The organism is Bacillus norwichensis (assembly GCF_014836955.1).
Classification (GTDB): Bacteria; Bacillota; Bacilli; order Bacillales; family Bacillaceae_C; genus Siminovitchia; species Siminovitchia norwichensis.
In genome coordinates this window covers 108,267-120,295 of the sequence record NZ_JACSPV010000009.1, presented here as the reverse complement: position 1 = coordinate 120,295, position 12,029 = coordinate 108,267, and the positions used below count along the sequence as shown (strand labels likewise).

13 protein-coding genes are annotated in these 12,029 nt (G+C 41.0%); 1 reads left to right on the top strand and 12 read right to left on the bottom strand.

What is annotated here, in order from left to right; genetic code table 11:
• Positions 1–418: 418 nt before the first annotated feature.
• Both deoD and H9631_RS07675 read right to left on the bottom strand, forming a co-directional pair.
• A complete protein-coding gene (gene deoD, locus H9631_RS07680) occupies positions 419–1,120 on the bottom strand; it encodes a purine-nucleoside phosphorylase (RefSeq protein ID WP_191811492.1) in 702 nt (233 codons plus the stop codon).
• 221 nt (positions 1,121–1,341) lie between these two features.
• Positions 1,342–2,292 (bottom strand): NAD(P)H-dependent flavin oxidoreductase, encoded by a 951-nt coding sequence (locus H9631_RS07675; RefSeq protein ID WP_225220927.1) that lies wholly within the window; start codon positions 2,290–2,292, stop codon positions 1,342–1,344.
• A gap of 79 nt (positions 2,293–2,371) precedes the next feature.
• Between H9631_RS07675 and H9631_RS07670 the strand changes: the two genes are divergently transcribed.
• Positions 2,372–2,890, top strand: coding sequence for a gamma carbonic anhydrase family protein (locus H9631_RS07670; protein WP_191811488.1), 519 nt, complete (start codon positions 2,372–2,374; stop codon positions 2,888–2,890).
• A gap of 49 nt (positions 2,891–2,939) precedes the next feature.
• Here the strand turns inward: H9631_RS07670 and paaX are convergent, their stop codons facing one another.
• The 10 genes from paaX to H9631_RS07620 all read right to left on the bottom strand — a co-directional run bounded on the left by paaX (position 2,940) and on the right by H9631_RS07620 (position 11,775).
• On the bottom strand, positions 2,940–3,821 hold the full coding sequence (gene paaX, locus H9631_RS07665) for a phenylacetic acid degradation operon negative regulatory protein PaaX (RefSeq protein WP_191811486.1): 882 nt from the start codon (positions 3,819–3,821) through the stop codon (positions 2,940–2,942).
• Positions 3,822–4,027: 206 nt separating this feature from the next.
• Entirely contained in the window at positions 4,028–5,233 is a 1,206-nt protein-coding gene (locus tag H9631_RS07660; protein WP_191811484.1) for a thiolase family protein, read from the bottom strand.
• Entirely contained in the window at positions 5,230–6,105 is an 876-nt protein-coding gene (locus H9631_RS07655; RefSeq protein ID WP_191811482.1) for a 3-hydroxyacyl-CoA dehydrogenase, read from the bottom strand. Before H9631_RS07655 ends, H9631_RS07660 begins: the two co-directional genes overlap by 4 nt.
• Before the next feature lie 72 nt (positions 6,106–6,177).
• Positions 6,178–6,675 carry a 1,2-phenylacetyl-CoA epoxidase subunit PaaD gene (paaD, locus tag H9631_RS07650; protein ID WP_191811480.1) on the bottom strand — a complete coding sequence of 166 codons (498 nt, stop codon included), beginning with the start codon at positions 6,673–6,675 and terminating at the stop codon, positions 6,178–6,180.
• Between the two features lie 22 nt (positions 6,676–6,697).
• The gene (gene paaC / locus H9631_RS07645) at positions 6,698–7,504 is read right to left on the bottom strand and encodes a 1,2-phenylacetyl-CoA epoxidase subunit PaaC (protein ID WP_191811478.1); all 807 of its coding nucleotides are present in this window, start codon (positions 7,502–7,504) and stop codon (positions 6,698–6,700) included.
• Positions 7,501–7,851, bottom strand: a complete 351-nt coding sequence (paaB, locus tag H9631_RS07640) for a 1,2-phenylacetyl-CoA epoxidase subunit PaaB (protein WP_120118146.1) — start codon at positions 7,849–7,851, stop codon at positions 7,501–7,503. Before paaB ends, paaC begins: the two co-directional genes overlap by 4 nt.
• Before the next feature lie 12 nt (positions 7,852–7,863).
• The gene (paaA, locus tag H9631_RS07635; protein WP_191811476.1) at positions 7,864–8,817 is read right to left on the bottom strand and encodes a 1,2-phenylacetyl-CoA epoxidase subunit PaaA; all 954 of its coding nucleotides are present in this window, start codon (positions 8,815–8,817) and stop codon (positions 7,864–7,866) included.
• A gap of 105 nt (positions 8,818–8,922) precedes the next feature.
• Positions 8,923–9,171 (bottom strand): ferredoxin, encoded by a 249-nt coding sequence (locus tag H9631_RS07630; RefSeq protein ID WP_191811474.1) that lies wholly within the window; start codon positions 9,169–9,171, stop codon positions 8,923–8,925.
• A 228-nt stretch (positions 9,172–9,399) separates the two neighbouring features.
• Complete coding sequence (locus H9631_RS07625; RefSeq protein ID WP_191811472.1) at positions 9,400–10,404, bottom strand: NAD(P)/FAD-dependent oxidoreductase; 1,005 nt, start codon at positions 10,402–10,404, stop codon at positions 9,400–9,402.
• Between the two features lie 36 nt (positions 10,405–10,440).
• A complete protein-coding gene (locus tag H9631_RS07620; protein ID WP_191811470.1) occupies positions 10,441–11,775 on the bottom strand; it encodes a phenylacetate--CoA ligase family protein in 1,335 nt (444 codons plus the stop codon).
• Between the last annotated feature and the right edge of the window lie 254 nt (positions 11,776–12,029).

Here is a 12,029-nt window from a genome sequence, read left to right as displayed (position 1 = left end):
TTTTCTATTTAAGCATTTATTTTTTCATTGCAGACTTGCTTTGGTGCAATCAAATGCGCCTTGGCTTATTTGCGCCCAGATTTTATCTGAGCTTAAGCTCGATACATTTCCTCTGAAAATCTGTGGCATCCGCCAAAGGCTTTAAGCTGAATAAAGTTAAATACAGTGTAGAACCAAGCTTGCTGTATTAGCTATTTACACCATTTATCTCAAAATAAAAAAGCATGTTCATTCAGTAAATAAATGAACATGCTTTTATTTCGTTAATGTGATTCATCAAAAAACGCACTCTTAATTTGAGTGCGCTTGATGTTTGATGAATTATTAATATAAACAGCCCACCTGTAATGGCCACTTTATCGTCACTTGCTTGTTTTTCTCTGAATAAGTTAATCTTGAAAAGCTATAGCATCAAGGTTTATTTAATAGTTGTCTCCAATGCCACTTCAATCATTTCATTGAAGGTTGTCTGACGTTCTTCTGCTGTTGTCAGTTCTCCTGTCAATATATGGTCACTCACTGTTAAAATGGAAAGGGCTTTGCGGCCGAATTTTGAAGCCAATGTGTAAAGTGCAGCAGTCTCCATTTCAATAGCTAGAATGCCGTACTGTGCCCATTTCTCATGCTCAGCATTATCATTATAAAACATGTCGGCTGTGAAAACATTTCCTACTTTTAAATGCAGTCCTTTGTTCACACCTTCATCATATGCTCTTTTCAGCAGATCAAACGATGCGGTTGGAGCATAATCAATACCGTTGAAGGTTAGACGGTTCATTTGAGAGTCAGTAGAAGCGGACATGGCAAGAATGACATCCCTTACTTTAACATCTTTCTGAATCGCACCACATGTTCCCACACGGATCAAATTTTGTACATTATAGCTTTCCATCAGTTCATTAATATAAATGGAAATCGATGGTACACCCATTCCAGTCCCCTGGACGGAAATTCTTTTCCCTTTGTATTCACCTGTGTACCCAAGCATATTTCGAACAGTATTATAAACTTGTGCATTTTCCAAGAAAGTTTCGGCAATATATTTGGCACGCAGCGGATCGCCCGGCAAAAGAACCGTATCAGCAATAGCTGACTCAGGTGCATTAATATGTATACTCATTCTTGTTCCCCCTTCCATATTTCACCTTCTATATTAAATGTTTGCCAGCCATCGTGCAAATCAACTCAGAGTAAATCGACTTCAAATGTGCCCTGGCGTATTTGCGTCCAGGTTTGATCGGAAAATCTGTGGTACCCGCCGGAGGCTTCAACTTCACCAGCCGGAGTTTGAATCCCCACTGAATGGAATACAAAGTTGAACGAAGTTAAAAAATCCACCAGCTACGGAAATTGTTTATACACACATTTTATTTGATTTCGAGCTTGTTCCATCATTTCTTCAAATAGCTGCTTAACAGACGGTATATGCTGAATCAGCCCTGCTACCTGTCCGCCATTTACATAGCCTTCTTCAAAGTCTCCCTCAATGGCCCCCCTCACATGAAACTGCTCAGAGGTCTTTTCCAAAAATTCCTCTTCAGACATGCCTTTTTTCTCTGAATCAATTAATGATGCGGCATACTCTCCCTTGAGAACCCTTCTGACTCTTCCCAAAGAACGGCCCAGAATGATTGTTCCTAGATCATCGGAATCAAGCACCTTTTTCTTATAGGCTTTATGAAAGGGTGCTTCCTTTACAGCGACAAATCGTGTCCCCATCTGAACACCGTTTGCCCCAAGCATAAGGGCGGCCGCCAGCCCCCTTCCATCTGCGATTCCCCCAGCTGCAAAAACAGGTATGTCTACCTTATCAGTAATTTGAGGAATAAGTGAAAAGGTGGTCAATTCAAGACTGGAATTGATTCCGGCAGCTTCAAAGCCTTCGGCAACCAACACGTCAGCACCAGCTTCCTCTGCTTTGATCGCATGTTTGATGGATGCGACAATCACGATCGCTTTAATATTGTTTTTTTGTAAAAGAGGTATATATGGAGCCGGGTTTCCCGCAGATAAAGAGACCGCAGCTACCCCATGTTTAATTGCCAAGTCAATCAATTCGATTGCATACTTAGTTACAGAAATTGGAATGTTCAATGAAAAAGGCTTCATGGTCCTGCTCTTTATATCCAAAATCATTTTCTCTACGTCATCCGGCGGCATCGTACCGGCACCCACTGTCCCCAAGCCGCCCGCCTCTGAGACGGCTGAAGTTAATGGAGCATTGCTGATATTGCCCATACCGCCTTGGATGATTGGGTACGTGAGGCCCAATAAGTCACATGCATATTTCAAATTTTTCACCATCCCTAAAAATAATGTTATAGTAAAAGAGACAATAAATTTTTAATATTATTTCAATGGAGGTTACGTAATGAAAATAACGTATAATCAAACAGCTCCAAAAGTTCACCCTTCCGTCTTTGTCGCTCCAGGATCCTATTTAATCGGTGATGTTACAATCGGAATGGAATCGACCATTTGGTTCAATGCCGTTCTGCGTGGAGATGAGGGGCCTGTAAAGGTCGGCCAAAGATGCAGCATTCAAGATAATTCAACACTCCATATGTACGAAGGGTGTCCAGTCATAATTGAAGACGAAGTCACTGTTGGACATAATGTCATTCTACATGGCTGCAAAATTGGAAAGCGCTCTATTATTGGAATGGGCTCCACTATTTTAGATCATGTGGAAATAGGGGAAGAATGCATCATTGGAGCCAACACATTAATCCCCTCAGGTAAAAAAATACCACCCAGATCACTCGTTATCGGTTCTCCGGGAAAAGTTGTCCGGGAATTGAATGATAAAGATTTAGAACTAATCCAATTATCCATTGATACATATGTACAGAAAGGAAAGGAATACAATTCAATATTGGCGAAGAGTTAAAGCACTTAATATTTTACCTGCCTTCTCAGCCTTCTGAAGGCAGGCCATTTCATTTTACAATATATGGATGGTCATTCGCATTGTAGGCCTTATCTTTTTTACGTAAGTCGTTGCCTTTTTCAAAAACGGCTTCGAAAAAATCACTCGCTGGTTCAGCCAAAAGCTGATAATATTGCCTAAAAAGTAATGCAGCATGGTTCCCACTCCACATTGGCGGCAGCAATTCTTTAGGCAGTCCCGGATCTATGAACAAAAACTTTCGGTATTCATGCACCAGTTTCGTTCTCTCCACAAAGCAATCGGCATTGCTCATTTTTCCTTCATTAAGTAAGCTTTGATGTATAATAAATTGCTTGCCATATGCTGAAACAAACTCTTCATATTTCGCTTCTATTTCTTCCAATGGCCAACTCTTCTTCACTAATTCAGCATTATCTTTTGGCCCTATGTATTGAGAGGCGAAAAAGTCCACAAATTCCTGGATCTCATACTTTTCAATCAACCATTCCACTTCTTTCTCCAAATTATTAGGAGAAATCCAGCAACTATGTGTGAAACTTCCAAAACCGCTCCAAAGCAACTCTTTCCTGAGGTCATCCCTGATTTGCCTTTTCTCTTCGGGAATGGAATACATAAGCATTCTCCATTTACCATCCCATTCATGAGGGTCGAGCTTAAATATTCTACGACCTGCTTCATCTATACGGCTGACCCCACGTGTTGTTAAAAAATAGTAGCTCTTATTTCCTTGTCTTTCTGATTGCAGCCATCCCTGTTTTACCATCCTTGATACTGCTACCCTCACTGCCTGTTCATTGTGACCGAATTCCTTCAACAGCCGGATTAGACTGCCAATCCAAATTTTGTTTCCATAATGGCGAATATAATCACCATATATTGTGAAGATCATTGATTGCGTGTTTAACCCCATACATCCGTCACTCTTTTCTTTACAGATCATTTTTAACTGAATTATACCATTCTTGGAGTAAAGAATAAGTAAAACTGCTCCTGGATGTCTCATTTACCAACTCTTCGAAAAAATCAAGCGCCCTGCCCGATTCCATTCCTTTTCGTCAATAATCCTCAAACATTAGAATAAATACCCTTACTTTGATTAAGCAAGGGTATTTGACTTCATCGTCCCTTATTTTCGACGATGACCGAAATGCCTTGACCAACCCCGATACACATAGTGGCAAGCCCGTATTTTGACTCCCGCCTTTTCATTTCATACAGCAGCGTGGTCAAAATTCTGGCCCCGCTTGCACCAAGAGGGTGTCCAAAGGCAATGGCGCCTCCATTCACATTCACCTTTTCCTTATCTAGACCAAGCTCTTTCATACACTGCAATGACTGGGATGCAAAAGCTTCATTAAGTTCCACCAAATCTATGTCATCTACTGTTAATCCAGCACGATCCAAGGCCTTTTTACTCGAATAAATCGGCCCAAGTCCCATAACAGCCGGATCTAGCCCTGCCACAGCTCCAAGCTTATAAGTACCCAAAGGTTTCAGTCCCAATTCTTCCGCTTTAACTTTGCTCATTAGTAAAAGAGCGGCGGCTCCATCATTGACCCCGGAAGCATTCCCAGCAGTAACTGTTCCTCCATTGAAAAGCGGTCTTAGTTTTGATAATTTCTCAAGAGAAGTATCCGGACGTGGATGTTCATCACGATCTACAATGATTTCATTTCCCTTTCTATCTGTATAGACGACTGGAACAATTTCTTCCTTAAAAATGTTTTCTTCCATTGCCCTCCTAGCCTTCATTTGGCTTTCAAAGGCAAACTTGTCTTGTTCTTCTCTGGTAATACCGAAACGCTTCGCAACATTTTCTGCAGTTTCTGGCATCGTGTCCGCCCCATACATTTCTTTCAGCTGTGGATTGGTAAAACGCCACCCGATAGTCGTATCCTGAAGGTCCATTGATCCGCGCGGAAACTCCTTATCTGGCTTCGCCATGACCAACGGTGCTCTCGTCATACTCTCCGTTCCGCCGGCAATAAAAATGTCGCCATCACCAACTGCAATTGCCCTCGCAGCGTACATGACTGCATCCAGGCCTGATCCGCACAGTCGGTTGACTGTTGTCCCGGCAACATGTAAAGGCAGCCCAGCCAATAATGTGGACATACGGGCAACGTTTCTATTGTCTTCCCCTGCCTGGTTCGCATTTCCGAGAACTACCTCCTCGATTTCTTCTTTTGGAAACCCAGGATTACGATTGATTAGAGCCTCGATAACTACAGCGCCCAAATCATCGGGACGAATGTGTTTCAATGCCCCTTTATACCTGCCAAATGGTGTCCTGACAGCATCTACTATCACAACTTCTCTCATTTTTCTATCAACTCTTTTTCATTATTTGTATAATCATAAACGCCTTTTCCACTTTTTCGCCCTAACCTGCCAGCTTTTACATATTGTTCCAGCAGGGGTGCCGGTCTATATTTTTCACCGAGTTTCTCATGAAGGTATTTCAGGTTGTTCAAGCGTACATCCAATCCAACCAGATCGGCCAATTCAAAAGGTCCCATCGGATAATTCAAACCCAGTTTGATTGCTTTATCAATGTCTTCTGGTTTTCCAAGGCCTTCTTGAAGCATATAAAATGCTTCATTTCCAACAAGTGCACTGATTCTGCTTGTAACAAAACCCGGAAATTCATTGATGACAACAGTTTGTTTCCCCATCCTCTCCGCAGTATTTTTAATCGTTTCTGCCGTTTCTTCACTTGTTTCCAATCCCTTAATGATTTCAACCAAAGGCATTTTATGAACTGGATTGAAAAAGTGCATGGCGATTGTTTTGTCCGGCCGCTTTGCATAAGAGGCAATCTCTGTGGGACTCATCGTTGATGTGTTCGTGGCAAACAGACAGTGTGGCGATGCGGATTCCTCTAATGTTTCAAAGACTTGTCTCTTTATCTCTGCTTTTTCTGGAACAGCTTCAATGATTAAATCCACAGTAGAAGCAGCTTCTTTCAAGTCTGTACTGTAGACTAATTTCTCTTTAATATGAGTGAACCTTTCGTTGGTAATTTTCCCTATTGCCAATCCCTTCTCAGCAATTTTCACTATTTCTTCTTTTGCCTTATGAAGGGCTTCTTCACTTAGATCTGTGAGGATAACTGAGTAGCCTGCCGCAGCAGCTACATAGGCTATTCCCCTCCCCATAACTCCAGAACCAACCACTGTAATGTTTTCAATCATTCGTTTGCCTCCTTGTAAAAAAGTACGAATAGAAAACTTGTCATCCTCTATCCGTACAGTGTTTATTCCTATTCAAATGTTTGATATCGGTTTCATCGCTTCGAATGGATTTTTGCAAGATTTACAGTATAAGATGCTTCTGCATGCTGTTGGACCGAATATATTCTCCATCGTTACGTAAGTCGAACCACAGTATGGACAGTCAACATGCCAAGTTCCATCTTCTTCCATATGCCGAGGAGGTGGTGCAATTCCAAACGCTCTCAAGCCTTCATGTCCTTTTGATGTAATTCGGTCAGATGTCCATGGCGGATGATAAACGAAACGAACTTTTGCTGTTTCTGCCGACGTAGAAACTTTAATGGCTTTTACAATATTCCGTTCGATTATTTCCAGCGCAGGACATCCAAGGAAAGTTGGTAATACATCCACCGTCACATTGCTGTCATTAATATGGATGTTTTCAATCATTCCCAAATCAATCACGCTGACTGTATCAATCTCCGGATCTTTGACAGTATCTAAGATTTCTTTGATAGTATCTTTGGAAATGGGCATGGCTGTCTTCATTATTGATCACACTCCTTGCATATTACCATGAAGCTGCAGTATCCAGACAGTATACCTCTGATAGGGTTTCAAGAGCGGAATTCAAATCCGGTGAATGATCGCCAATCCGACCATCCATTCTTGGCACTTTCGAGATTTCAGGAAGTTGTAAATCAAGAGAAGTGTATGTTTTTTCTAACTCAGTCAACCATCTTTTTTGCAGAATTGCCCCTTCTTCAATTAAGCCATATTTGTGAATGTCTTTTGTCAATTCTCCAAACCTGAACATATCTCCAAAGTCCTTTACAACTTCATCTATCGCATTTTTCATCCTTTCGATTGCCTCGTCTGAAGAGCTCAAGAGCTGTACAAACCAAGTTTTCCAATGTAGCGAATGGTAAAATAGCTCCATGTTCACCCTTGCAGCTATTTCGGCAGCAGGCCTGTATGAACTATTTTTCAATGAATCAATTTTCACTTTCTTTGCTGTGGTATAAAAATAGTTTCTAACAACGGCGTAAGCCCAATCATATTTCGGTGTTTCCATATAATAGCCTTCACCATTTGACTTTTCCACAATAATGCTGTTTCTACGCTCCTTAGAGGGACGAGAGTGCGCGAGTTCATCCGCTGTACCATATTCCAACTCTTCGAGTAAACTGTAAAACATAGCAGCGTGCCCCATACAGTCCTGGCTAATGGAGGAGAAAGCCACATCTTCCTCAATATGGGGTGCTAATCCGAGCCACTCAGAACCCCGAAATGAAATCAAAAAATCATCATCTGCAAATTGAAACAATAAATCTGCAACCGCCTCTTTATATTTCATATCGTCTTTAATATCTGTCATTTCTTACCATCCCCTCCCCAAGAAAGAATTTCTTTCTCATCCAGCATTTTTTGTTCATATTGCCTCCATTTCTTTTTTAAATAGCCGTAGCCTTTTGTTGTCCGATAATCCTTATTATCTAAACGGGCAAGGCTTCTTTTCTCTTCCGGATCCAATGAACGGATATGATCCCTTTTTACGACCCATATATCCACTACCGGTTCTCTCCTCATAAAGTTCTCCTGCGCCATGACCAATGCTATCTCTTCATTCGGTGCTAAGAGGCAGAATTGATGTTGGATTGGTGAAGTGGCGGTACGTTTACTGAAAACTTCATACTCATGATAGAACGTGTTTTCGGCAGTCATGACTGTCCCTCCTTATGCATGGCTGAGTGCCTCCCGCACCCATGCGTTATTTTCATAAGAAACTCTTCTTAAATTTAATCGTGCCTGTGATCTTGGACCCTCATTTTTGAGGATCTTTTTGAATTCATTCCAATCCGGCTGCCTGTATTCCCACCTGTTTTCATCTTCAATATATTGAAGTGTGGGATCTGGAATGCTTAATCCCAATGAATGAATACGCGGGATATACTTGTTGAAGAAGTCCTGTCTCAATTGCTCATTTGTTTTCGTCCTAATTTTATATTTGATCGTAACATCCTGTTTAGATTGCCCTGTCGTCTCTCTGCTTGCTGGTCCAAAAAACATTAATAAAGCTTCCCACCAACGGTTTAAAGCATCCTGGATCATTTGCCTCTGTTCATCTGTTCCTTCAGCAAGCGCCATGATAATCGCTTCTCCATGCTGGGCATGGAACACTTCCTCCGCACAAATCCGCTGAAGTGCTCTGGCGTATGGTCCATAAGATGCTCCCAGCATATTTGTCTGTGTAATGATGGCAGCTCCATCTACCAGCCAGCCAATCAAACCGGCATCCGCCCATGTTAGCGTTCTCATATGAAATACGTTATGAAACTTCAAATCTCCTTTAAATAAATCTTCCATTAAGTCATCCCTGTTTTTTCCATATGGTTTTAAAAGATCTTCAGCTACCCTCAATAATAATTGGCCATGCCCCATTTCATCCTGAACCTTTGCCATAATCCCAAGCTTTCTTCTTAAAGATGGTGCCTTAGGCACCCATTCCTTCTCAGGAAGCGCTCCCATAATTTCACTAATTCCATGCATTGAAATTAATTTGATCAAAGCTATCCGATATTCATCAGGCATCCAATCATCTGCTTCTATTTTATCTCCTGCTTCAATTCTTTCTATAAAGCTTTCCAATTTTCTGTCTGTAGTATCCTCTGAATATATTAAGGCCTCCATATATGCAACCTCCCCAATTATATAACAATGTTTTAACGTTATTGTAAGTTATTGTTATATTTAAATCAATAGTTTTCCCCTTGAACGATGAATCCTAGACCTATCTTATCCAGCTTTTTCGGCCTGCCCTTCAAACGGCACATCTGCAACTTTAATGGAATCCGTCGGACATCCATCACAAGCATCCTCTAAATCGTCATGCAGTTCTTCCGGCACCTGCATCATACCTGTATTTTCATCAAAAATTACATATGACAAGCCTTCATCATCATAATCAAAAATATCAGGAGCACAAGCTCCACATGAACCGCAAGCAATACATGTATCCTGATCGACAATTGTATACTTTGGCATAATCGGTATCCTCCTTTGTTTAAGCTTAAAGAAACTTAGAATCAGATTAAATCTAGCATTTATGTTCGTTTCTAGCTTCTATCAGCTGGCATTGCCTTAACACAACAACATCATGCAAAAGACACTAGTGCAGACGAAGTGAAAGTTTGTTTGAGCCTACTTCGGTCAATCTGATGTTCCAATGAATTGACCGAAGCTCTCGCCTCCTTCAAACAATAGATGCTGTATTCAAACATTTACTTTTTTATTTTCCATAACCGTGGTGCTGTGTATCGGCTGAACCTTTGATGCCGGGTCCATCCATACTTTTGCATTGCTTACAGCGATTGGGGCCTCTCCGAACCCTGTGGCGATCAGTTTGACTTTTCCATCGTACGTATTGATGTCGCCTACTGCATAGACCCCTTTAATATTTGTTTCCATTTTTGAGTTCACCACAATTGAATTCTTCTCGATTTCCAGTCCCCAGTCTTTGATAGGACCCAGCGAGGCCACAAAACCATAATTGCATAAAATAGCATCCACTTCGACTGAAACTTCCTCTTTTGTTTTAACATGCTGTAAAATAACCTGTTCAATTTTCTTGTCACCAATCAGATCAATTGGGACATAAGGGGTAAAAATATTGACCGAAGATCGATGAAGCAATTCTGCGCTGTGCTCGTGAGCTCTGAATTTATCCCTTCGGTGCACGATATTCACTTCTTGAGCAATCGGCTCAAGCATGAGAGACCAATCCACGGCAGAGTCCCCACCACCAAAAACAATTACTCTGTTTCCTGAAAACTTTGTCATGTTATCAACAAAATAATGAAGATTTTCTTCCTCATATATATTTGCTTTTTCTAACGGAAGCTTTCTTGGCTGAAATGCTCCATTTCCGGCAGAGATAATGACTGCTCTTGAAAAATGTCTTCCTTTATTGGTCGTCAATATAAAAGTACCATCATTTGCCTTCACCAAAGATTCCACCGATTCCTCAAGACAAACTTCTTGTTCAAACATCTGCATCTGATTCGATAAATTCCCAACGAGCTCTTGGGTACGAACCTTTGGAAATCCCGCTACATCATAAATGTATTTTTCAGGATACAAAGCCGTGAGCTGTCCACCCAGCTGCGGCAGACTCTCGACGATCTTGACTGACATTTGTCTCAGACCCGCATAAAACGCCGTAAACATTCCGGCAGGGCCGCCCCCAATAATGGTTATATCAAATATTTTATGATTCATTTGTGTTTTAAAGCTCCCCTTCTCAGAAATACTTTCTTAAGAAAGCATAGCCGGATCTTTCATCCTCCGATCGACAATTCTGATTGCTTTACCTTCTGATCTTGGAATACTCCTTGGTGTTCCAATCACTGTTTTCACCGAAACAAGGCAGGCCGATTTAATTTCATGCTTTATCTTTCTTTCAAGCATTACTACTTGTTTATGCTCCAGATCCCCATTTAATCCGGTGTAAAGTTCCTCACTTATTTCCACATGCAGTTCTGCGCAATCCATCGGACCGTCTTTTACGAGCTTGATTTGATAATGCGGCGCCAATCCATCAATTTGCAAAAGAACACGTTCCATTTCTGAAGGAAATACATTGACCCCTCTTATGATAATCATGTCATCTGTTCTTCCCTTTACTCTGGACATCCTGGTCGTTGTCCTTCCGCATTCACATTTTTCACGGACAATGGATGCAATGTCCCCAGTACGGTATCTAATTAATGGGAACGCTTCCTTTGTGAGAGAAGTGAAAACAAGCTCCCCGTCTTCACCGTCTTTGACAGTCTCCAGGGTTTCCGGATCAATAACTTCTACCAGAAAATGATCGTCAGCAATATGCAGGCCATCCTGTGCTACGTGACATTCAATCGATACACCAGGACCCATGATTTCGCTTAAACCGTAAATATCAACTGCTTTTATTCCGAGCATTTCCTCAATCGTTGCACGCATTCCTTCTGACCATGGCTCTGCACCAAAAATTCCATATTTCAGGCTGTTATTTCTTGAGTCAAGCCCCATCTCTTTCATTTTTTCCGCAATATTTAATGCGTAAGACGGGGTACAGGCCAATCCTTTTGGCTTAAAATCCTGAATGGCCAAAATCTGTCTCTCTGTATTTCCACCAGAAATAGGTACGACCGCTGCTCCCAATTGTTCCGCACCGTAATGTAGCCCTAGCCCTCCAGTAAACAGCCCATATCCATATGCATTCTGGAAAACGTCTCCTTTGCTTCCACCTGCAGCCACAATTGCTCGAGCAATCAGCTCGGACCATACTTTTATATCGTTTTTAGTATAGCTGACAACAGTTGGCTTTCCGCTTGTCCCAGATGATCCATGTAAGCGGACGATATTTTCAGTCGGCTCGGCAAATAATCCAAAAGGATAGTTATCTCTCAAGTCTTTTTTTTGTGTAAATGGAAGCTTCTCAATATCCTTTAAGTTTTTAATCTCATCTATCTTGATTCCCTTTTCATCAAATTTCTCTTTATAAAATGGCACTTTGTTATATACCCTGTCTAATGTTTCCTGTAATCGTGCATATTGTAATTCTTCTTTCTCCGCAACTGATAACGCTTCCATTCCAGGGTTATAAATCATTGAATCTACCTCCATTTGCTTTTCTTTGTAGCTTTAATGTAACAAAGGTCTGTCATTTTTAAATAAATATGTTATATGTGTAATTTAATCTCTTCATCAAAAAATGTCAACAGTTTTTTCGGAAAATTTGATTTGTTTGTGATTATTCACTTCTTGAGTCCCAAAATCCCTTATATACTTAAATTTGTTTATCGGACTTATCTATTGTCATATACTTGTAATTTTTCTAATTATTATGTTTACAACATTTTTTT